Here is a 22,242-nt window from a genome sequence, read left to right on the forward strand (position 1 = left end):
AAAAAATCTCATTCATGTTTTGAACTCTAAAGCTAATCTAACTTTAAGGGTTCACTACATTTATGAGATTTTTATATATCACAAGACATACAAATCAAATGCTTTTCTTCAACAAAATTATTTTTACTATAAAATCCTTCACTTAAAAAACCACGAATTGTCTGTAAAACCATTCTCTCTATATGCAATTTGATACACTCTTTTTTTGTTTGTTGTAATAGATAACTTCCTAAATGTTGTCCATGCAATTCTGGTAAAATGCAGACTTCATCAATCCATAGCTCTTTCTTTTCTAAATAAGTCATTTGACGCCCTAGTATCATACCTATCAACTGATTATCTCGATATAGAACATATCCCAAAGCATATGGTGAAAGTAGCATTTCTTTCAATCGCTGATAAGACTGCTCATAAGTCCACGTTTCATTCCATGGTTCTTGCATAAAACATTGCTGAAATAATATTGAACACTTATTTAAATGATAATATTGCATGGGAATAAAACACATTTCATGACTTTCAAGTTCTAAAAACATATCATACCATGTCACTCCACCATGGATAGATTGAGAAACTCCCAAGCAACTATAACCAAATTGTTTATAAAAATCTATTAACTCTTTTTTACAAGTCAGTACCAGGCCTTTTTTACCTCTTGTAAAAGCCAGATCAATAAAAGCATTCATTAATTTTTGAGCAATCCCACGATGTTGAAAAGTTGGTAAAACAGCTAAACCAAATATACTTTGATATGGATGATTGAAATCATGTAAGGATGTATCTTCATAATATTGATCAATTAAAAAACATGTTGAAATCATTGCCCCATTGATAAATCCAACAATCTGTCCTTCTATAACGGCTACTAAAAAACAATCAGGAAAAGCAAGAAATCTTTGTTGAAATTGTTGTTTAGTTGCAGCTTCTTGAGCAGGAAAACAAATTCTTTCAATTTCAGCAAGTTTTATTAAATCTTGCTCTTTGGCTAATCTTATTTCCATATATACTTTTTATAAAAAAAGACATTAATGTTTGATCAATGTCTTTATTCACCCATAGAAAGCAAGAACGCTGCACTATCTTCCAATCTTTGTTTTGCTTCTTTAATTTCCTGAAATTGTGCATCTGGGCATGTTTCAAACTGTACTTTTTTTGTTAATTTCTTTAATTGATTCAATTCATTTTTAATTTGTGTCCTTACAGTTTTATCTATTTCTTTATGATGTTTTGCTAAACTGGCTTCTACTCTTGACATTAATGTTTCTAAATCATTTTTAAAAACAAGTCTTTCTTTTGTTTTGGCATCCTGTTGTTCAAATTGTTTAGCTTCATGAATAGCTCTTTCAATATCTTCATCAGACATATGAGAACCATTTTCAATAGTAATACTTTGCATATTTCCACTAGCCAAATCTTTTGCAGAAACACTTACGATACCATTAACATCAATATCAAAAGTGACTTCAATTTGTGGAACTCCTCGCATTGCACGCTTAATCTTTTTAAGTTTAAATTTACCTAAACTTTTATTGTCTTTAGCTAAAGGTCTTTCCCCTTGTAAAACATTAATTTCAACTTGTGTCTGGAAATTAGATGATGTTGTAAAAATTTGACTATGACTTGTTGGAATTGGCGTATTTCGATCAATTAATGGAGTTGCAACTCCCCCTACTGTTTCAATAGATAATGTCAATGGTGTCACATCTAATAATAAGACATCATAATTTCCCATTGCAGTCACATCACCAGATAATTTACCACCTTGAATTCCTGCTCCCATAGCGACACATTCATCAGGATTTAATGATTTACTTGGTGTAATTCCAGTAACTTCCTTAATTTTATCTTGAACTGCTGGAATACGTGAAGACCCACCTACAAGAATAATCTTATTCAATTCAGCAGGTAATAAACGTGCATCATTTAACGCATTTTGCATTGGGAGAATTGTTCTTTCAACTAATTCTCTAGTAATACGATTAAATAAATCTCTTGTGATTGTCATTTCTAAATTTTGTGGTCCTGCAGATGTCGTTGTAATAAATGGTAAAGATACAACAGTAGAAGTCATTGAAGATAATTCGATTTTTGCTTTTTCAGCAGCTTCTTTGATACGTTGCATAGCCATTAAATCATTTCTCAATGAAATCCCTGAGCTTTTCTCAAATTCAGTTAAAATACGTTGTGCTAATAATTCATTAAAATCATCACCACCTAGATGATTATCTCCTGATGTTGATAGAACTTCAATCACTCCATTACCAATTTCAATAATAGAAACATCAAAAGTTCCTCCACCCAAGTCAAAAACCATCATTTTTTGCCCATAACTATTTTCTAAACCATATGCCAATGCTGCAGCAGTTGGTTCATTAATAATACGCATAACTTCCAATCCAGCAATTCTTCCAGCATCTTTTGTAGCTTGACGTTGAGCATCATTAAAATAAGCAGGTACTGTAATAACAGCCTGTTTAACTTCTTCTCCTAAATAATTTTCAGCATCTATTTTTAATTTCTGTAAAATCATGGCAGAAATTTCCTGGGGTGTATACTCACGATTGCCAATTTTCTTTTTATAATCAGTTCCCATTTCACGTTTAATAGATGAAATTGTCCCCATTGGATTTGTAACAGCCTGTCGCTTAGCACTTTCCCCTACAAGTCTTTGTCCATCATGTGTGAATGCTACAACACTTGGTGTTGTTTTCGCTCCTTCACTATTAGGAATAATGGTTGTTTTTCCATTTTCAATAAAAGACATACAACTATTTGTTGTTCCTAAATCAATACCAATAATCTTACTCATAAATCATTCTCCTTTAATAACATCTACAACAACAACTCATAAAAATATTAAACATCAATAACGAATAACAGCAATTAGCCATATTAGCATATGGTGACGTATAAGTTTGCTGTGTCTGACGATATTGACCACTTCCAGCCTGCAATTGCTGAACCAAGAAAATATATTGTAAATTACCAGGTTCCATTTGCGCTGCTGTTTGTGCATATTCTAATGCTGTTGCATTATTTCCTATACCATTCATAGCTAAAGCACTGTAATAAAACCATATTGATGAACGATTACGAATCTGTTCCAAAATATGAAGAGCATCCTGATAACGACCAGCTTGAATAAATGCCGCAACATCTTGAAAAGCCGCCTGATCATTACCCTGATATTGATAAGTCGACTGTGAACTTTGACCATATGTTTGATTCGTAAATCCTTTTTTTCGATTATCCATAATCGTTTTATATGCATTTTGTACCTGTTTAAACTTTTCAGTATATTCAGCCTGATGTTCACTATTAATATTAGCATCAGGATGATATTTTTTACTTAATGTTCGATAAGCATGTTTGACTTCATCATCTGATGCATTTGGAGAAATTCCTAATACTTGATATGGATCCATTTACTTCTTATCCTCCATTCTTTTTTGATAACGTAATTCATATTGACTCCAAACACCACTATATATGATATTCCTTAAAATTTCAACATTTTCCTCTATTGGAAGATATTCAAAAGCCTCGGCAGCTCTTGAAATCATCATTTCTAATAAATCATGACATCTCTCTTCAAAGTGTTCATCTTGAAAATGAGAAATAAATGGATTATAGTTATTGTCTTTTAGATCTTTTTCAATATCATCATAGGCATCTAGCAAATAAATATATTTACCTAAAAAAAATCCAAATTCCCTTAAATAATCTTGCCAGAGATCATCTTGAAAACAGCAAATTTCAGCCATGACTTTTCCAAAACATCCGGAAATATCATCAATACGAACATCTTCCATTTTTTCATATTCATGAATCTTGTCCAATTGTTTTTCAATCATATCCATCTTTTGTGGAAATTCTTTTTTTATAGATTGATAACTATGATTCAAAATTTTCTTATAAACCTGTTTTGACATCTTTTGATCATCAATCCAATCATCATCACATTTGAGATATGTTAAAGCAATTGTCATTTTAGCAGCATATTCAACATATTCATTTTGTATTTCCAGATGCTTTTTCAGTGGATGTAAAAAGCATCTACGATAGCTTGATTGATTATGTGGTTCATATAAACCAGATAATAAAATAGCTAAAAATGTCATATCATAATTTAAAGCTACGCGCCCTTTTAAACCATAATTATCATTTATAGTTCGACATAGCCCACAATAATATGACTGATAGATATCAAAATCTTTAAATTTCATTTCTGGTTTATTAATTACTATATATCCAAACATCATAATCTCCTTATCATAATAAATCATGATTAGTATAGTGTGAAGATATGAACGAAACATGAACTTATAGAAACTTTATTTTAAAAATGTTAAAATAAAAATGAAAGCTGGTGAATGGTATGAAAATCTCAAAAGAACAGCCTGTTTTAGAGCCTTTGGCCAATCGTTTAAGACCTCTGACATTGGACCAATATGTAGGACAAAAACATCTTGTTGGTAAAGGTAAAGTGTTATGGCAATTTATACAAAATGATCAGATTCCTTCTATGATATTCTGGGGTCCTCCAGGAGTTGGAAAAACGACTCTGGCAAAAATTATAGCCCAAACAACAAAAGCACATTTCATTGATTTTAGTGCTGTCAATAGTGGTATCAAAGAAATAAAAAAAATCATGCAAGATGCCATGGAGACACATCTTCAAGGAATCAAAACCATTGTTTTCATTGATGAAATTCATCGTTTCAATAAAGCACAACAGGATGCTTTTTTACCATATGTAGAACAAGGAAGTATTACTCTCATTGGTGCAACAACTGAAAATCCTTCATTTGAAATCAATTCAGCATTATTATCACGTTGTAAAGTTTTTGTCTTAAATGCTTTAAATGTTGAAGATATTATGGAACTTTTGCATCATGCTATTGAAGATCCTAGAGGTTTTGGTCACTTTCATGTTGATATTGATTCTTCAAGTTTATCAATGATCGCTCATTTTGCAAATGGAGATGCTAGAGTTGCTCTTAACACATTAGAAATGGCTTTTTATAATGCTCCTCATGAGCATGATCACATGACTATTACTCCTCAAATTATCGAACAAATGACAAGTCAAAAATCATTACTCTATGATAAAAATGGTGAAGAGCATTATAATTTGATTTCTGCATTACACAAATCAATGCGTAATAGTGATGTCAATGCTGCTATTTACTGGTTAGCCAGAATGCTAGAAGCTGGTGAAGACCCTTTATATATTGCACGACGACTTGTTAGATTTGCAAGCGAAGATATTGGTATGGCTGATAGTAGAGCATTAGAAATTGCTATTGCAGGATATCAGGCTTGTCATTTTATTGGAATGCCTGAATGCAGTGTCCATCTTACTCATGTTGTCACTTATTTATCTTTATCAGTTAAATCTAACGCTCTATATGTCGCTTATGAAGCTGCTAAAAAGGATGCATTAAAAACAATCGCCAAACCAGTTCCCTTACATTTACGCAATGCCCCTACCCGTTTAATGAAAGATTTAAATTATGGTAAAGGTTATCAATATGCACATGATTTTCAAGATAAACTGACAACTATGACTTGCTTACCTGAATCACTTCAAGACAGAGAATATTATCATCCAACAAATCAAGGAAATGAAAAAAAAGTCGCACTGCGACTTCAACAAATTCAACAATGGAAACGTAAACATCAAAAATAAAAGGTCAATGGCCTTTTATTTTTGTGTAACTTCATTAATAATATTGATAGCGTTTAAAGTTCTTGGAAAACCAATATAAGGTTGACATTGTGTAATCACATCAATTAACATGTCTCTACTATTTCCAACTTGTATATTAGCCATAGTATGAGCACGCAACTGATTTTCACAGCCACCTAAAGTTGCCAACATAACAAAAGTTAACATTTCTCTTATTTTTAAATCAAGCCCCTGACGTGTATAAAAATCTCCAAAACAATGTGCAGATAAATAATCTTGAATATGTTTTAATTCTTGAGGTGCATGATCATGATTAGCTTGAATATTCTCACGACCAAACGCTTCACTTTGAACATCAAATCCAGCTTGGAATCTTGTTTCTTCTTCTACTGTTGATTGATCTTCCAAAGGTAATTCAATTTGATTTTCAACAAAAACATCATGAACAGCATCAAGAGCTTCTTTCACTTTGCCTACACCAATATATGGAGTACATTGATAAATGGCTTCTTTCATTTCAACTGGAGTCACATTAGCCTTTAAAGCAGCATAAACATGTTCTTTTAAAGATTCTAAAGTCATATTCGTTGTATTAACAACAATTAAAATCAATTCTCTAAGACGTAAATCAAGATTACCATGCTGATAAACATCACCATAAATATAATGAATCATCATTTCCTCGTATGCTAAATCATGAGGACAAAAATGATTTTTATGCAATGACTGATATAATTCTTTTGCTTTTTCAATATCTCTCATAAATAAATTTTCCTCCTTGATAATTTTATTTTAAAACTTTAAAAATAACCTGTCTAATACTTATTATGTATTTGTAGCCATACTTTTTAAGCATGAAATATCTATTTATGAAAATATGTATAAAGTTCTTGAATAAAACGTGTCGCTGTAGCTGAAAAAACTTGATGTTTTTTCCATACAATAACTGCTCCAGTTTCATAGGCTGGTTTTAAAGGGATAAAACGAACTAATGATTGATTTGACATATATACAATTTTGTCTAGACACAACGCATATCCTAACCCTTTTTCAACCAAAATAGCAGCATTATATATCAAGTCATAAGTCGCAACAATATTTAAATCACTAATATCCAATCCCATCCAATGTGCCAGCTCATTTTGGACAATTAAACGATGCCCTATAAGGAGTGGTAATTTTTTTATGTCTTCAGGTGTTACATACTCTTTTTTAGCGATTTCGCTATTTAAAGGTGCAATAATACCCCATGCTTCTTTATAATTTAAACGTACAAAATCATATTTTTCAATATCAACAGGTTCAGTAAGTAACCCTATATCTAAAAATCCCTGATCAATTTTCTGTTTAACATCATCAGCATTGTCACTATACAAATGATATTGAATATGTGGAAAGCGACGATGAAAATCCATCATAAATTCTCCTAACTGATGCATAGCATTAATTTCTCCTGCACCAACAAAAATCTCCCCTGCTATTAATTCATCAGCTGCTAAAAATTCCTTTTCAGTTTTATCGGCTAAATCAATAATTTCTTCCGCTCTTCTTCTTAACAACATGCCTGCATCTGTTAAGGTAACCTTATTTTTTCCCCTAATTAATAATTGCGTATTCAATTCTTCTTCTAATTGTATGAGCTGTCTTGATAAAGTCGGTTGTGTAATATGCAATACTGCTGCTGCACGTGTAATATTTTCTTCTCTTGCAACTGTTAAAAAATATCTCAATATTCTAATTTCCATAATGAGCCCCCTTTTTACTATTGTACTAAAAAAAATAACTTTTTTATACCTTTTCTTTTGATTGATAACTACGCAAATGATTTCAATTGACTTTATTGGCTTTATAACACAGGAGAAAGTATCAAAAAATCATTTCATACTTTCTTATGTTATAAAGATATATTGCATTTTATACTCAAAAACATTATGATAAAAAACAAGGAGATGAAAACATATGAATTATTCTATCAGTGATGTTTCTAAAATCATGAATTTACCTGTTTCTACTTTAAGATATTATGATAAAGAAGGGTTGCTTCCTTATATTGAACGTAAAGATTCTGGTTATCGTATTTTTAAAGAGGATGATATTCGTATGCTTGAAATTATTGAATGCTTTAAAAACACGGGTATGTCTATTAAAGAAATAAAGCATTTCATCGAATTAGTCAAACAAGGCGATATTTCTTTACAACAACGTTATGAATTGTTTGTAGAACGTAAAAAAACTGTTGAAAAACAAATGCAAGATTTACAAAAACAACTTGATTTAATTGATTATAAATGTGAATATTATCAAAAAGCGCTCAAAGCTTATAATCAAAATAAACATCATAGTGATGAAAACAAATCATTATGATGTTTTTTCACATAAAAAAGCTGATAACATTTCATTTACCAGCTTTCCTTATGCTTTTATATAGATATACGATCTTGTTCATAGCGCCTTAAACTTTTCATAATTTCCTCAGTTGCCTGCTGTGGACTATTTTTTAAAAATCCATCTTTAAATTCATAACTGATATTTATAGAATCATCAGGAATTTGATCAATATACTCATTAGAAAAACCAATTTTCCAACATTTGTTTTCACGATAAGCATATAATGTCATATCATTAACATCATTGACATCATGAAACAATTGCTTTACGAGTTTATATAAAGCATATGGTGAAATATAATACACCTAACCTCGCCTCTTTTCATATTTCTATTATATAAAATAAAAGCCCTTTCAACAATAAAAAACTTAAATTTTTTTTATTTTTTATCAGTATATATTGTCAAATAGATGTCGAGTGATATAATAAAAAAGCATTTAAGGGAGTGTTATCAATGAAAAAAGATCATCAAGATGTTATTCTTCATTTTTTGATGGCTATGATAGGTGGTTTCTTAGGTGGATATGCTATTTTTGCTAGAATGAATATTTTTGGATCTGCACAAACCGCCAATTTAATTGAACTGATCAAAAATATATTTGGAACTAATTATGTGGAATCTTTAATGAGAATAGGTGCCCTTCTTATATATATTCTAGCAATAATGATTGCCACAGTTTTAACATATAAATCTCAACGGAATCTTAAACACCTTGTTTTATATCTTGAAATGATATGTATTGTTATATTGGGATTTATTCCTGAAGACATACCGCCAATCATTGCTTTGTATCCTTGTTTTTTTGTTACAGCATTTCAATGGTGTATTTTCAAAGGCGCTATGGGATATACAAGTTCTACTATTTTTTCAACCAATAATATCAAACAGACTGTTGTATCATTGACAGAATATTTTTTAATACAGGATACCACAATCAAACAAGAAAAACTCAAAAAAGGCTGTTTTTTTGGTGGCACTTTATTATGTTTTCATTGTGGTGTTGCTTTGTCGTATCTTCTATGGTCCATTTTTTCTTTAGCAGCCATTTGGTTTTTAATGATTCCTGTTTCCATTAATTTAGGATATTTAATATATATTGAAAAATATGCTTATCCAATTCAACATATAGAAAAGATGATTTGACACCAAATCATCTTTTTTCATATCTATCACTATTACCTATATTCAATGAAATCTCAATATATATTTTTTACTGTTATTTCAACTTAAATTCATCATAGAGTTCTTATGACTTATCGTCTTGTCTAATCACATTTTTTAAATAAAATTGATGATTGCCATATTCATATACAAAAATACAACAATTTCCAAATCCTTTTTTTAATTCTTCTGTTGGATCTTGCCATGCTCTTAAAAAATTAAAACAGGCGCCACCATGACTTACTGCCAAAACAGAATGATGATCTTCTTTTTCCATGATGGCAGTTAATGTATCAACCATTCTCTCTTTTAAAGTATTATTAGATTCACCACCAAATTGCAAATAATAGGTTTCACATTTTTGAGGATCATTTTCTGCCAAATAACCATGTTCTCCTTCTAGTAAGCCATAATTATTTTCTTTAAGTCCTTTACATCGCTGATATGGCATGGACGTTATTAATTCTAATGTATCACAACATCTTTCACTTGTTGAACTATAAGCATGATCAAAATGAATCTGATGTTCCTCAAACCATTTTTTTGCTAAAAGGGCTTGTTGAATTCCTTTTGATGTCAATGGAGAATCACACCATCCTTGAATCTTATGAAGAACATTAAACAAGGTTTCACCATGACGCATGAGGTATAATGTTTTCATTAATGTTCACCCTTTAAAACAAATGCTTCACCTGGAGCCAACACATGTATTCTATCAGGATTCATGACTCTTTGGTATAAATCTTCAGGATTACCATTAAATGGTGTCATATCTGGAGCATCAACACTACCCCAATGTATACAAATCAAATGAGCGTGAGGGTACGTATTAGCCAATTGAATTGCTCCATCCAAAGTAATATGCCAATCATTATCAGCAAAATCAAATAATATAACATCTGGTTTAGGCATATGCAAATGTTCATCTAATAAACGTGAATCACCAGGTAACCAAATTGTTCCATCAGGCGTTTTTAACCAATAACCACAATAATCTTTCTCTTCCCAATAACGATATTGCCATTTTTTCGAACCATTTTGCCAGTTATGTTGTGCTCGAGTTAATTGAACAGATAAATCCTGTACTTGAAAAACATCACCAATATCATGCTTTTCAGTTTGAAATCCTTCTTCATTCATAACATCTGCAACATAATTAGGAGCATAATATTGTTGACAAACATTTTGTACATGACGGCAAGTAGGTCGAGAAAAATGATCATTATCTATATGAGTAATCAATATACCATCTAATTGTGGAACATCCTGTGATAAAATAGGCACTTCATACAACAAAGGAATATCAAATCCTTCTAATACTGGGTCAATCATAACATTTGTCTGATAACTGTGTATCATAATGCCTGCACCACCTAGCCAATAAATACGTGTTTCCTGGTCACTATAAAAGGCTTCCTTTGTTATAGGGATGGAATCAGGAGCAACCGCCTGCCCTTTATTATTCTTAACTATATTTCTCATCAAAAAATCTCCTTTCTTTTATACTTTTATTTTAGTATAAAAAGAAGGAGATTTCTATTTATATATTTTTTGTTTTGTCTAAAAATGGACATTTCTATGAATTTGTCTATTTCTGATAAGGATGAATTGAATTGTCACTATCTTGAAATAATTTATCCATGCCTAGTTCTCGCATCTCAACAATCATTTGAACAATATCTTCACATGGAACTGGCATATCAGAAAGAATCCAAGATAATGTCATACTACTAGATGCATGAGCATGATAGATTGTTGCAAACCTTAAAGCATCTGGCATAGGTTCTTTGCCATAAAGCTCCTGATGCCACTTTAAATCAAAAGCTTGACAATGATCAACAATATAATCCTTTAAACAGTTCTGCCCTTCCATTTGACACGCCTGTTTCATAAACCAGTGATATTTTTTTATATTTTCAAAAGTCACTAATAGTGAATCATGAAAATCAATATTCATATTCTGATCATGAAAATCAGGAACAATAAATGTATCATAAACATAGCAAATCAAATCATTCTTATCTTTAAAATGATTATAAAATGTTTGCCTGCTGACACCTGTTTCTTTTAAAATTTGCGATACTGTCAAAGATTCTAAAGGCTTTTTTTGAGTCAATTCTAACAAAGCTGTTCCTAATATTCTTTTTACATCAATAGACATATATTCACCTGCCAACATTAAACAATTAAATAATCAAATCTTTCAATTTTTTCAGTTTCAGCGACCATTAAGAAATGATCATTTACACGTAAGACATGTTCCGGATTAACATAAAGTTCAATTTTCTGTGTTTCCATATCACGTTGTCCTAAAATATTGATTCCATATTTTTTTCTTAAATCTAAAGAAGATAACGTATGTCCAACCCATGCCTGTGGTACTTTCATTTCCACTAAGCTATAATTTTCATCAAGTTCAACCAAATCAGTTATGTTCTTTCTAAGCAATGTTCGTGCGAGTCTTTCTCCCATTTCTTTTTCAGGACGAATAATACGATCAGCACCAATTTTTTCTAAGATAGATTTAAATCTTTTATTCTTAGCTTTTGCGATAATATATGGAATACCAATTTCTTTTAAATTCAAAACACCTAAAAGACTTTCTTCTAAATGATTACCAATAGCAACAATACCAACATCAAATTCTTCGATTCCTAAATCAATCAAAAAATCTTTATCAGTAATATCTCCAATAACTGCCTTTGTAGCAAATTCTGAAACTCTTTGTACACATTCAGGGCATTTATCTACTGCCACAACCTCACAACCATACTGTGATAATGTTTTGGTAATTGTTGAACCAAAAACACCTAACCCTAATACTACAACTTGTTTACTTTTCATTTTCCCTATCCTATCAGAACATCACCAACTGGATAAACGATGTCCTTTCCTTTCTTTTGTTTATATTTCTTTGCAAAGACTAATACCATTGTCATTGGCCCAATACGTCCAATATACATTAATATAATAATAACTATTTTTCCTATGACAGTCAAAGTTGGTGTGAGTGATGCAGATAAACCAACTGTTCCAAATGCTGAGAAGACTTCAAAGATTAAATCAATAAAATCTGCACCTTCATTCATCGACAATATAAATAATCCCAACGAACAAACAAAGAAACTTAATATAGCAATAGTCAATGAACGTTTCACGACCTGATCATCAATACGACGTTTAAACATTGTGACAACTTCATAACCATTCTGTAAAGAATGTAAATACATTAATGCAATAACTAAAGTAGCTGTTTTAATTCCCCCAGCTGTTCCTGCTGGTGAACCACCAATAAACATGAGAATAGACATAAATAATTTTGTCGAATCATGTAAAGAGGCCATATCAACAGAAGCAAATCCAGCAGTTCTCGTTGTCGTAGACTGGAAGAAACTTGCTAAAATTTTATCACCCCATGGCAATGGTCCTAATGTTCCTGGATTATTATATTCAAGGAATAAAATGACTAATGTTCCCCCTAGCAATAATGAGACTGTTGCTAAAAGAACAATTTTTGTATGAAGAGATAATGATGAGAAAAATGTCTTTATCCTAAAAAATTTAAAATTTTCTTTATAGTGACGCCAAGACATTCTTAAATCAATCCAAACAACAAATCCCAAACCTCCAGCAATAATCAAACCAGCAATCGTCAAATTCATTAGAACATTTGTTTGATAAGGAATCAAAGAATTAGGACCAAGAATATCAAAACCAGCATTACAGAAAGCTGAAATTGAATGCCAGAATCCATAATAAATTCCTTTCACAAGACCAAATTCAGGAACAAAAACAATACATAATAATAATGCACCAACAATTTCAAAAAAAGCTGTATATTTAATAACTCTTTTAATATAAACTCCAATGGCAGCCATAGAATTCTGATTTAATGCTTCCTGCATAATAATTTTATTTGTATATGTTAACCTTTTCCTTAAAGCATAAATAAACATATTCAATAAGGTCAAGAATCCCAATCCACCAATTTGAATAAGCAAAATAATAATAAGTTGTCCAATGAGTGTATATTGATCAGCGACAACAAGTGGCACCAAGCCAGTTACACAAGTCGCTGATGTTGCAATAAACAAATGATCAATGTATGGAGCAACTGCTCCTTGATTTGAAAATGGACAAGCCAATAACAAAGAACCTACCAGTATTACCATAAAAAAGCTAAAAGCAATACGTCGCATAGGTGAAAAGACTTTCTTTTTCTTTGATTTATGAAAATCAACCGTTTCCATCTTTCTCCTCCATAAATATTAACATTTGATATAAAATATCATATATTTTTATAAAACAATTATAAAATAATCTATTTCAACCCATATCTTTTCCTATATGACAACTCCCTTCAAATCTGTTTATAAAAAAACAGATTCCTAAAAGAATCTGTCAAGATATTTTATTTTACACATATAAAGTAAAACTCTCGAATAAATAAAGCGTATTAGCTTTATGACAGACTCCACCACTTATTCGACCTCCATTGTAGCACAGTTAACTTTTTTGTCAACCAAAACAATAGGTTTTATCTTATTTTGTAAGAAGCACAATATTTTCGATATGAAAGCTTTGTGGAAACATATCAACAGGCTGACATTTCACAGCATGGTATCCATGTTGTTGCAAGATATCAATATCTCTTGCCTGGGTTGCCACATCACATGAAATATATACAATTTTATCAGGAGATAATAACAATAGCTGATTCAAAAATAATTGAGAACATCCTTTTCTAGGTGGATCGACAATCACAGCGTCAATATGTTTATGCTTTGTCGCAAAATCAACCATAAATTCACCAGCATCCTGACAATAAAATTCAACATTATCAATATGATTTCTTTTTGCATTTTCTTTAGCATCAATAATTGCCTGTTCAACAATTTCAACACCATAAACCTTATGAACATATTGAGCTAATGATAAAGATATTGTTCCAATTCCACAATAAGCATCTATCACTTCATCAGTTGGTTGCAAATTAGCATATTCAATGGCTTTTTGATATAAGACTTCCACCTGTAATGGGTTGATCTGATAAAAAGATTTCAAAGAAATACGATATGTGTTTCCTAATAACTGATCTTCTATATATCCATCACCATCTAAAATCATAACATCATCACCTAAAATCACATTATCATGGCGAGGATTATAATTTTGAATGATTGTTTTTAACTGAGGAAATTGCTTTTTAAGAGCTTGTATTAAATAGTCTTTTTGACGAATAGAACGTTGATACGTAATGAAAACAAGCATAGCCTGATTCGTATGATAACCATATTTGACAAGAATATGCTTAATATTTCCCTGATGTGTGACTTTATCATAAGCCTTTTCACCTACTTCTTCCAACAATTGTCTTGTAAAAGGGATGATCTGATTAGATAACTCATTTTGAATATAACATTGATCCATCGCCACAATATCATTACTATGTTGCTTATAAAATCCAGTCACCAGATGGTTTTGATGCATTCCTACAGGAACTTGAACCTTATTACGATAAAACCAGGGATTTTCCATCATGAGGCATGGTTCAACTGGCACTTGACAATGACCAATTTTAAGTAATGTATCTGCAACCCTCTTGGTTTTCAACTGCTGTTGTGCCAATTGATTTAAATGCTGTAAATGGCAGCCACCACATTGTTTAAATATCGGACATCTTGCTTCTTGACGAAGTGGACTGGAATCACTCAATTCAATAAGCCTTCCAATGGCATATTTTTTCAAAACTTTAATAATCTTGATTTTTCCAATTTCATCAACCAGCATATTTTTCACAAAAATTGGCATTCCTTCATATCTGACAATTCCCATCCCATCATGAGTATAATCAATACATTTTGCCTCAATATATTCATTCTTTTGCATAATAATATATGTCCTCCTATAAAAAAACGAGCTTAGCTCGTTTTATTCATCCGTTAAAGTTTCTTGAGCTTTCTTTGCACTTTCTTCATCTCTTACAGAAGCTAAAGTATAGGAAAACTCATCATTTTGAATATTTTTTGTTCCATAAATCGGAAAATCTTCACTATCAGAAGATGTCATGAAAACATTGACTTCATATTGTGTCACACCATCAATTGTACCAAATAAATCACTATATTTTTGGCCATCTTCTTTTTCTCTTCCCACAATACCATCCAAAGTTTGAACTGTTTCTTCTGCAATATTTTGTGCTTCTTTAGTGCTCATACCTGCTTTAAAAGTAATATCTAATTTTAATTGACGACATTCAGTTGAAAGTGTCATTGATTCAATTTCATCATATTTTTCTTCCATAGTTGACACAGTTGAATCTCTGGCATCTTTAGAAACACTCACCATACCTTCACAGCGATCTCCGTAGACAGGACCATTATTAAATGATAAAACTACGATATAAATAATAAAAGCAACAGCTAAAGCTCCAAATAAAATGAGCAGATAGTGCCACCATTTCATAACAAAACCTTTTTTCTTTTTCTTCATTGGCTCCTCTTCCTCGTCATCTTCTTCATCTATTGCAGTATAAGGCACATTTTCTCTTTTGCTTTCTAAATCATCAAGATATGATGAAGGTTGGTATTCATCCTGAATATCGTCTTCATCATCAAAATGAAATTTTTTTGCCATTATTTTTCACCTACTTTTTCTCTATTGTACCAAAATTCATGAACAATGTATAGAACATTATGTTTTTCTTTTTTCCAATAACTGTTTTAATAATTGATTTGTTTTTTGAGGATTCGCTTGTCCTTGAGTTTTTTTCATGACTTGTCCTACAAAATAACCTAAAAGATTTGTCTTACCCTGATGGTAATCCTGAACCAATTGAAAGTGATTATCTAGCAGTTCTTCAATCAGCTCTATCAAAACATTTTCATCATTCATTTGTTGAATATGATGTTTTTGCATAATAGTTAAAGGATCCTTTTTTTCTAAAATCATTAATGATAAAATCTGTTTTGTTTGTTTCGAAGAAACAATTCCTTGACCTGTCATATTCATCAGTTTCGCAAAATCCTGAACTTCAAATATATCATGAATATGTAAATGATTTTTATGAAGATAAGACAAAACATCTCCAATAAGCCAGTGACATACAGTATCATAATATATACATTGTTCAATAACCTGGTCATAAAAGTCTGATAAATCTTTATTCAATAAAAGCGTATCAGCTTCTTTTACTGAAAGTTTATATTCATGAATATATTTATCGCGTCTTTGTGCTGGAAGCACTGGTAAATGATCTTTAATACTTTCAATCCATTGCCATGGTAGACGAACTGGTAAAATATTAGGTTCAGGATAATAACGATAATCAGCTAATAATTCCTTATCACGCATCGCTATTGTCATTTGTGTCTTTTCATCAAAACGTCGCGTTTGTCTTGGAACGGGACAATGATTCAATAAAAGTTCTGTCTGTCTTTGAATTTCAAAATCAATCGCTTTTTGCACATTAGCGAGTGAATTCAAATTTTTAATTTCCACTTTTTCACCATAGCCTTGAGACCCTTCAGGGCGTAATGAAATATTAATATCACAGCGCATAGACCCTTGAGCCATAATAGCATCTGAAACATCAGTATAAATCAAAATCATTCTTAAAGCTTCCAAATAAGCACAAACTTCCTGACTATTATGAAACTGAGGTTGTGTCACAATTTCAATCAAAGGAATACCTGCACGATTATAATCAATCAATGTATAATCGTCATCATGTGTGAGTTTTGCTGTATCTTCTTCAAGATGAAGCTGTTCTATATTGATATGTATTTTTTGTCCATTGACTTCAATATCTAAATATCCATTTTTACCAATAGGATGATATTGTTGCGTTATTTGGAAACCTTTTGGTAAATCTGGATAATAATAATTCTTACGATCAAAACGAAGCAAACTATCTATATCCATATGCAAGGCATGACAAACACGAATAGCCATTTCCACTGCTTTTTTATTAACCGATGGTAAAGTTCCTGGCATCGCTAAATCTATAACATGAGTTTGACTATTAGGTGGTTGTCCAAATGAAACAGGAGCTGAAGAAAACATTTTTGACTGTGTTTTTAATTCACAGTGGACTTCAATACCTATGATTGTTTCAAACATGTTGAATCTCCTTTTGGCAATATTGCTGAGAAAAAGATAGCGATTTTTCTAACGCATGGGCACAATTGAGAACAGTCTGTTCCTCAAAACATCGCCCCATTATATGAATGGCTACAGGCATATGGTCAACAAAACCACATGGTAAAGTTAAACTTGGTAATCCTGCCAAATTCGCAACGATCAAAAAATCATCAACTAATGTATATTCAACTTGCTTAGCTTCATCAAGGAAAGGAGCAATTCCCTCACCATTAGGGGTCAAAATAATATCATAATGGCGATATAAATCTTGAATCGAATTGACAATGAGTCGTCTGACCTGTTGAGCTTTTCTAAACATCTTTTCCTGATTTTCCTGTTTCAAGGCCAATGAACCTAAAATAAAACGCTGTTGAATGCTTTGATGAAAACCCTGGCTTCGAGTACGTATAATCATATCATCTATATTTTCCCCTTGTTTTTGCAAACCATACTTAATGCCATCTAAGCAGGCATGTTGACTTGTAGCTTCCCCATTAGCAATAATCTGATAAACTGGTGATAAAGCCTGAAGATAAGTATCTGGAAATTCAACTTCATGAATTGTTGCCCCTAATCTTTTGAATATGGAAACACAATTCATAAATTTTTCTTTTATGCGTGAATCCGTTAATCTTTCATATACATTTTTTATGACAGCAATCTTCAAATGAGATATATCTGAAGATAAAAATTGATAATAAGATGGTACTTTTTTAGTACATGATGTCATATCATGTTCATCATAGCCAGCAATATTTTCTAAAACAATACTCATATCTTTAACGCTTCTGGTCATAGCACCAACCGTATCTAAACTGGCAGCATAAGGAATCAAACCATAACGTGATATCAATCCCCATGTAGGTTTCATTCCTACAATGCCACAAAAACCAGCAGGACGACGAATAGAATCACCTGTGTCACTCCCAATTGCAAAAGGAACAACGCCACTTCCAACTAATGCTGCACATCCTCCAGATGAACCACCAGCAACTCTTTGAATATTCCATGGATTCAAAACAGGTCCTGTCAAAGCAGTCATATTCATAGTTCCCATGCCTAATTCATCCATTGAAGCTTTTCCAATTAAACAGCATTCTGCTTTTTCCAGTAAATCAACAATATGTGCATTATATACAGGTAAATAATCAGCCAACATACGGCTGGATGCTGTTGTATAAATCCCTTTTGTATTAAAATTATCTTTTAAAACATAGGGAATTCCACTCAAAACATTTTGAAATTGCGCATGTTTTAAATCTTGTTGTGCTTTATCAAACGTCATAAGCGCAAAAGCATTTAAGCGTTTTTGCTGATATTGAGCCTCATGCCAAATCTCCTGATAATAATTTTCAGGAAGAATTTGACCAGTTTTAAAACCCTGATGCAATTCTTCTATACTATAAACATTCATCATTCCACCACCTTAGGAATCTGAATTTGTTGATTTTTGATGTGTTTTGCATTTTTTAAAATATCTTCTCTACGCATAACATCCTGTATACTATCTTCCCTTAAAAAAGAAGTTTCTACCTCAAAAGGAAAAACCAAAGGCTCTACACCTTCAGTTTGAATACTTTCTAGACTTTGAACCTGTTTGAGAAATTGATGATATGCTTCAATGAAAGTATCCATGTTTTCATCCAAAACAGATAACTTTACATCTTTTGCTAATGATTGAATTAATTCTCTTTCGTCCATAGTCCATCCTCTAATATAAGTAATAACTTTTAACGTCTTGTCCTCTATCTTTAATCACAATCGCCTGTAATTCATCTTGTGAATATATAAGCACTTTAATATCAAAATCAGATGAAAAACGTGTATCAACACCATTCGCTAAAATAGAAGATAAATACATCAATTCAGTTGCTGTTTTCACATTTAAATGAGCTTCCATAACCATTGATTGGATTTCACCATTTTGATATCTGGCAGTTCCTACTAATCCAGCAGCTTCAGTTGCTGCATCTTTTAAATTACTTTTAATAATATCAAATTCATTAGATGTTGTAGCATCTAATTCTTCGGCACGTGTACTTGAAAACAAAACAGTTTCAAAATTTACTTCTTCACTATTTCCATAAGAACCATCACAGTATGTCTTTAAAATATAATTTCCATCTACAGTACTTTCTGTTAAATCAGTTGCCTGATAAACCGTAATTAAAACAGGTAAATTCTTTAACTTTTCAAAATCTTCGTGAGATTGAATAATTTCATATAATCTCTCACTACATTCATACCCATAATTTAAAATAGATTGATCATCCATCTGCGTTTTTAAACGAGCATTATTTTTATCACGCGGATCAAGAACAATCACAAATGACGCACCTTTTAAAGTATATTTATCACCTGATTTTTCCCAAAAATCCTGTTCTTGAATCTGTTGAACCATTGTTGGATCACTGACATTGGCAATCTTTGTTCCAGCAGCAGGCTGTAAAGAATAATCACTATCACGTTTAACCATTTCTTGTTTTAAAGCAAGCTTTAAATATTGACCTTCACTCATATAATGATCAGAAGTCGAAAAATATTGTGATGATAAAATTTGTAATCCTCTTCCAATTGAAGAGAAATCAGATGTTGCGCCATAATCTAAATAGAAATCTTCTCTCAATTCACTATCTTCAAATTTGACGATATTATAATAAGTATCATCAAATGACTCCATTGACGCAGTATTGTTTGTTGTTTCTTCTTCAACAGTATCTTGTGAAGATTGACAACCAGTCAACAACAATAAGAAAGCTATACAAACACATATTATTCTTTTCATAAATCAACCTCCTCCTTAAATTGTTCTTCACTTAATACAGTCACACCTAATTCTCTGGCCTTTTCAAGTTTACTTCCAGCATCACGACCACAGATCAGATAATCTGTTTTTTTAGATACACTACCTGTCACATTAGCACCTAGTCTGGCAAGATACTCTTTAATCTCCTTACGCGTCATCAATTCTAATGTTCCTGTGACACAAACAGTTTTTCCATTAAAAATACTTTCTTGAAGTAAAGATGTATCTTTTAGATAATTCATATTTAAACCGAGATCTTTTAAATGTTGTAATAAAGCCATTGATTGAGGTTGACTTCTAAAACGATTTAAAGATTGAACAAGTGTATCGCCAACATCACGCATAGAAAGCAACTTAGCTGTTGAAGCCTCAAGCAAAGCATCCATACTTTTAAACTCCTTAGCTAAGTTATCAGCCATTTTAGCACCGATTCCTTTAATTCCTAAACCAAATAATAATTTCTCCATTGAATTGCCTTTACTTTTTTCAATAGCCTCTAACAAATTATCCATTGATTTTCTACCAAATCCTTCTATATCTATAATTTCCTGTTCATGACTAGATAAACTATAAATATCTTCAATAGAACGAACAAAACCTAAATTATAAAATTGTTCTATAATTTTTTCTCCTAATCCTTCTATATTCATAGCATCACGAGATGCGAAATGAATGATGCGCTCAATCTTCTTAGAATCACAATGCTCATTTAAACAATAATAAGCAGCCTCATTGTCTTTTCTAACAAGCGGTGTCCCACAATATGGACAAACATCAATCATCTTAAATTTCTGTTCTGTTCCATCACGTCTTTCTTTTAAAGATCGAACAACTTCTGGGATAACATCTCCTGCTTTACGGACCACAACATAATCGCCAACACGAATATCCTTATGAACAACGTTATCTTCATTATGTAATGTCGCACGTTGAACGGTACTACCAGCGACACGTACAGGTTCCAAAACCGCATTTGGCGTAATTTGACCCGTTCTTCCAATTGTAAAAATAATATCCTTAAGTTTTGTGACAACTTCTTCAGCTGGGAATTTATAGGCAACAGCCCATTTAGGAACTTTTGCTGTATACCCTAATCTTTCCTGCCATGCTAAATTATTCACTTTAATCACTATACCATCTATTTCGTAAGGCAAAGATTGACGTTTTTCTGTCATTTCCATAATGAAATTCCATACTTCATCAATATTTGCACAAACACGTGTCATAGGATTGACTTTGAAGCCCAGTTTTGCAATATAATCTAAAGCTTCTTTATGTGTTTGACACCCTACTTCCTGAGCCGTTGGCACCATATATAAAAATGCATCTAAGCCACGTTTAGCAGCAATACTTGAATCTAACTGTCTAACACTTCCAGCAGCCGCATTTCGAGGATTCGCAAATAAGGCTTCACCTGCTTGTTGACGTTGATGATTCAATTGTTCAAAAGATTTTTTAGGCATATAGATTTCTCCACGCACTTCAAAATCTCCCTGATAATCAATTGATAATGGAATAGATTTAATTGTTTTGACATTATGCGTAATATCTTCACCAATTGTTCCATCACCACGTGTTGCTCCATAACTCAATTGTCCATCAGCATACACTAATGAAACAGCTAAGCCATCTATTTTTAACTCACAGACATATTCAGCTTGAGGAAACACATCACGAATACGATCATCGAATTCTCTCAGTTCATCTTCATTAAAAATATTTCCTAAAGACAACATCATTCTTTGATGCGTAATTTTCTGAAATCCTTCTAAGACTTCTCCACCCACACGTTGACTTGGTGAATCAGGAGTTACCCATTCAGGATGTTTAGCTTCTATACTTTGCAACTCTTGCATCAAACGATCATATTCCTGATCGGATACTGTTGGATTATCTAAGACATAATATTGATAATTATATTCATTTAATAATTTTTTGATTTCATTCAATCTTTCTAATGTCATTTTACACACTCCATTCACTTGCTCATTATATCAAAAAAAGATGATGAATCAAATACAAAACATCAAAATTCATCACCCAAAATTATCC

Annotated in this window: 22 protein-coding genes; 3 read left to right on the forward strand and 19 right to left on the reverse strand. The window is 31.8% G+C overall.

The window, feature by feature from the left end:
- Nucleotides 1–71: 71 nt before the first annotated feature.
- The 4 genes from E0K96_RS01140 to E0K96_RS01155 are packed head-to-tail and all read right to left on the reverse strand — an operon-like array spanning nt 72 to nt 4,259.
- Nucleotides 72–1,001, reverse strand: coding sequence for a GNAT family N-acetyltransferase (locus tag E0K96_RS01140; RefSeq protein WP_168080525.1), 930 nt, complete (start codon nt 999–1,001; stop codon nt 72–74).
- Between the two features lie 44 nt (nt 1,002–1,045).
- Complete coding sequence (dnaK, locus tag E0K96_RS01145) at nt 1,046–2,809, reverse strand: molecular chaperone DnaK (RefSeq protein ID WP_168080527.1); 1,764 nt, start codon at nt 2,807–2,809, stop codon at nt 1,046–1,048.
- A 13-nt stretch (nt 2,810–2,822) separates the two neighbouring features.
- Complete coding sequence (locus E0K96_RS01150) at nt 2,823–3,425, reverse strand: J domain-containing protein (RefSeq protein ID WP_087297540.1); 603 nt, start codon at nt 3,423–3,425, stop codon at nt 2,823–2,825.
- The gene (locus E0K96_RS01155) at nt 3,426–4,259 is read right to left on the reverse strand and encodes a DUF5685 family protein (protein ID WP_168080529.1); all 834 of its coding nucleotides are present in this window, start codon (nt 4,257–4,259) and stop codon (nt 3,426–3,428) included. It abuts the gene before it with no gap.
- Nucleotides 4,260–4,378: 119 nt separating this feature from the next.
- Here E0K96_RS01155 and E0K96_RS01160 point away from each other — a divergent pair, with 119 nt between their 5' ends.
- A complete protein-coding gene (locus E0K96_RS01160) occupies nt 4,379–5,692 on the forward strand; it encodes a replication-associated recombination protein A (protein ID WP_168080531.1) in 1,314 nt (437 codons plus the stop codon).
- Between the two features lie 15 nt (nt 5,693–5,707).
- On the opposite strand, the gene E0K96_RS01165 is transcribed toward E0K96_RS01160, so the two are convergent.
- Together E0K96_RS01165 and E0K96_RS01170 are read right to left on the reverse strand one after the other, a co-directional pair.
- Entirely contained in the window at nt 5,708–6,454 is a 747-nt protein-coding gene (locus tag E0K96_RS01165; protein ID WP_087303832.1) for a carboxymuconolactone decarboxylase family protein, read from the reverse strand.
- Between the two features lie 101 nt (nt 6,455–6,555).
- Entirely contained in the window at nt 6,556–7,437 is an 882-nt protein-coding gene (locus tag E0K96_RS01170; protein ID WP_168080533.1) for a LysR family transcriptional regulator, read from the reverse strand.
- A 214-nt stretch (nt 7,438–7,651) separates the two neighbouring features.
- Between E0K96_RS01170 and E0K96_RS01175 the strand changes: the two genes are divergently transcribed.
- Complete coding sequence (locus E0K96_RS01175; RefSeq protein WP_129736282.1) at nt 7,652–8,056, forward strand: MerR family transcriptional regulator; 405 nt, start codon at nt 7,652–7,654, stop codon at nt 8,054–8,056.
- Between the two features lie 56 nt (nt 8,057–8,112).
- Here the strand turns inward: E0K96_RS01175 and E0K96_RS01180 are convergent, their stop codons facing one another.
- Entirely contained in the window at nt 8,113–8,385 is a 273-nt protein-coding gene (locus tag E0K96_RS01180) for a hypothetical protein (protein WP_087297546.1), read from the reverse strand.
- 149 nt (nt 8,386–8,534) lie between these two features.
- Between E0K96_RS01180 and E0K96_RS01185 the strand changes: the two genes are divergently transcribed.
- Nucleotides 8,535–9,224, forward strand: coding sequence for a YoaK family protein (locus tag E0K96_RS01185; RefSeq protein WP_168080535.1), 690 nt, complete (start codon nt 8,535–8,537; stop codon nt 9,222–9,224).
- Nucleotides 9,225–9,327: 103 nt separating this feature from the next.
- Here the strand turns inward: E0K96_RS01185 and E0K96_RS01190 are convergent, their stop codons facing one another.
- From E0K96_RS01190 to ligA, 12 genes are all read right to left on the reverse strand, one after another.
- On the reverse strand, nt 9,328–9,903 hold the full coding sequence (locus E0K96_RS01190) for a histidine phosphatase family protein (protein ID WP_168080537.1): 576 nt from the start codon (nt 9,901–9,903) through the stop codon (nt 9,328–9,330).
- Nucleotides 9,903–10,724 carry an MBL fold metallo-hydrolase gene (locus E0K96_RS01195; protein WP_168080539.1) on the reverse strand — a complete coding sequence of 274 codons (822 nt, stop codon included), beginning with the start codon at nt 10,722–10,724 and terminating at the stop codon, nt 9,903–9,905. The genes E0K96_RS01190 and E0K96_RS01195 overlap by 1 nt, the downstream gene beginning before the upstream one ends.
- Before the next feature lie 106 nt (nt 10,725–10,830).
- Complete coding sequence (locus E0K96_RS01200; protein ID WP_168080541.1) at nt 10,831–11,403, reverse strand: TetR family transcriptional regulator; 573 nt, start codon at nt 11,401–11,403, stop codon at nt 10,831–10,833.
- Between the two features lie 17 nt (nt 11,404–11,420).
- Nucleotides 11,421–12,086, reverse strand: a complete 666-nt coding sequence (locus tag E0K96_RS01205; protein ID WP_087245533.1) for a potassium channel family protein — start codon at nt 12,084–12,086, stop codon at nt 11,421–11,423.
- A gap of 5 nt (nt 12,087–12,091) precedes the next feature.
- Complete coding sequence (locus tag E0K96_RS01210; RefSeq protein ID WP_168080543.1) at nt 12,092–13,492, reverse strand: TrkH family potassium uptake protein; 1,401 nt, start codon at nt 13,490–13,492, stop codon at nt 12,092–12,094.
- 292 nt (nt 13,493–13,784) lie between these two features.
- The gene (rlmD, locus tag E0K96_RS01215) at nt 13,785–15,131 is read right to left on the reverse strand and encodes a 23S rRNA (uracil(1939)-C(5))-methyltransferase RlmD (RefSeq protein ID WP_168080545.1); all 1,347 of its coding nucleotides are present in this window, start codon (nt 15,129–15,131) and stop codon (nt 13,785–13,787) included.
- 42 nt (nt 15,132–15,173) lie between these two features.
- On the reverse strand, nt 15,174–15,878 hold the full coding sequence (locus E0K96_RS01220; RefSeq protein ID WP_168080547.1) for an Asp23/Gls24 family envelope stress response protein: 705 nt from the start codon (nt 15,876–15,878) through the stop codon (nt 15,174–15,176).
- A 57-nt stretch (nt 15,879–15,935) separates the two neighbouring features.
- A complete protein-coding gene (gene gatB / locus E0K96_RS01225) occupies nt 15,936–17,363 on the reverse strand; it encodes an Asp-tRNA(Asn)/Glu-tRNA(Gln) amidotransferase subunit GatB (RefSeq protein WP_168080549.1) in 1,428 nt (475 codons plus the stop codon).
- Nucleotides 17,356–18,801: an amidase family protein gene (locus E0K96_RS01230; RefSeq protein ID WP_240924394.1), complete on the reverse strand. Its 1,446-nt coding sequence runs from the start codon at nt 18,799–18,801 to the stop codon at nt 17,356–17,358. The genes gatB and E0K96_RS01230 overlap by 8 nt, the downstream gene beginning before the upstream one ends.
- Nucleotides 18,798–19,085 carry an Asp-tRNA(Asn)/Glu-tRNA(Gln) amidotransferase subunit GatC gene (gene gatC / locus E0K96_RS01235; RefSeq protein ID WP_087245545.1) on the reverse strand — a complete coding sequence of 96 codons (288 nt, stop codon included), beginning with the start codon at nt 19,083–19,085 and terminating at the stop codon, nt 18,798–18,800. Before gatC ends, E0K96_RS01230 begins: the two co-directional genes overlap by 4 nt.
- Nucleotides 19,086–19,095: 10 nt before the next feature.
- Nucleotides 19,096–20,169: a CamS family sex pheromone protein gene (locus E0K96_RS01240; protein ID WP_168080551.1), complete on the reverse strand. Its 1,074-nt coding sequence runs from the start codon at nt 20,167–20,169 to the stop codon at nt 19,096–19,098.
- Complete coding sequence (gene ligA / locus E0K96_RS01245; protein WP_168080553.1) at nt 20,166–22,154, reverse strand: NAD-dependent DNA ligase LigA; 1,989 nt, start codon at nt 22,152–22,154, stop codon at nt 20,166–20,168. Before ligA ends, E0K96_RS01240 begins: the two co-directional genes overlap by 4 nt.
- Nucleotides 22,155–22,242: the final 88 nt, after the last annotated feature.

Origin of the sequence: Massilimicrobiota sp. SW1139 (genome assembly GCF_012027715.1) — a bacterium.
Lineage (GTDB): Bacteria > Bacillota_I > Bacilli_A > Erysipelotrichales > Coprobacillaceae > Allocoprobacillus > Allocoprobacillus merdigallinarum.

Coding starts and splice junctions, on each gene's coding strand:
- E0K96_RS01140 (WP_168080525.1), bottom strand. CDS start 1,001: ATGGAAATAAGATTAGCCAAAGAGCAAGATTTAATAAAACTTGCTGAA.
- dnaK (WP_168080527.1), bottom strand. CDS start 2,809: ATGAGTAAGATTATTGGTATTGATTTAGGAACAACAAATAGTTGTATG.
- E0K96_RS01150 (WP_087297540.1), bottom strand. CDS start 3,425: ATGGATCCATATCAAGTATTAGGAATTTCTCCAAATGCATCAGATGAT.
- E0K96_RS01155 (WP_168080529.1), bottom strand. CDS start 4,259: ATGTTTGGATATATAGTAATTAATAAACCAGAAATGAAATTTAAAGAT.
- E0K96_RS01160 (WP_168080531.1), top strand. CDS start 4,379: ATGAAAATCTCAAAAGAACAGCCTGTTTTAGAGCCTTTGGCCAATCGT.
- E0K96_RS01165 (WP_087303832.1), bottom strand. CDS start 6,454: ATGAGAGATATTGAAAAAGCAAAAGAATTATATCAGTCATTGCATAAA.
- E0K96_RS01170 (WP_168080533.1), bottom strand. CDS start 7,437: ATGGAAATTAGAATATTGAGATATTTTTTAACAGTTGCAAGAGAAGAA.
- E0K96_RS01175 (WP_129736282.1), top strand. CDS start 7,652: ATGAATTATTCTATCAGTGATGTTTCTAAAATCATGAATTTACCTGTT.
- E0K96_RS01185 (WP_168080535.1), top strand. CDS start 8,535: ATGAAAAAAGATCATCAAGATGTTATTCTTCATTTTTTGATGGCTATG.
- E0K96_RS01190 (WP_168080537.1), bottom strand. CDS start 9,903: ATGAAAACATTATACCTCATGCGTCATGGTGAAACCTTGTTTAATGTT.
- E0K96_RS01195 (WP_168080539.1), bottom strand. CDS start 10,724: ATGAGAAATATAGTTAAGAATAATAAAGGGCAGGCGGTTGCTCCTGAT.
- E0K96_RS01200 (WP_168080541.1), bottom strand. CDS start 11,403: ATGTCTATTGATGTAAAAAGAATATTAGGAACAGCTTTGTTAGAATTG.
- E0K96_RS01205 (WP_087245533.1), bottom strand. CDS start 12,086: ATGAAAAGTAAACAAGTTGTAGTATTAGGGTTAGGTGTTTTTGGTTCA.
- E0K96_RS01210 (WP_168080543.1), bottom strand. CDS start 13,492: ATGGAAACGGTTGATTTTCATAAATCAAAGAAAAAGAAAGTCTTTTCA.
- rlmD (WP_168080545.1), bottom strand. CDS start 15,131: ATGCAAAAGAATGAATATATTGAGGCAAAATGTATTGATTATACTCAT.
- E0K96_RS01220 (WP_168080547.1), bottom strand. CDS start 15,878: ATGGCAAAAAAATTTCATTTTGATGATGAAGACGATATTCAGGATGAA.
- gatB (WP_168080549.1), bottom strand. CDS start 17,363: ATGTTTGAAACAATCATAGGTATTGAAGTCCACTGTGAATTAAAAACA.
- E0K96_RS01230 (WP_240924394.1), bottom strand. CDS start 18,801: ATGATGAATGTTTATAGTATAGAAGAATTGCATCAGGGTTTTAAAACT.
- gatC (WP_087245545.1), bottom strand. CDS start 19,085: ATGGACGAAAGAGAATTAATTCAATCATTAGCAAAAGATGTAAAGTTA.
- E0K96_RS01240 (WP_168080551.1), bottom strand. CDS start 20,169: ATGAAAAGAATAATATGTGTTTGTATAGCTTTCTTATTGTTGTTGACT.
- ligA (WP_168080553.1), bottom strand. CDS start 22,154: ATGACATTAGAAAGATTGAATGAAATCAAAAAATTATTAAATGAATAT.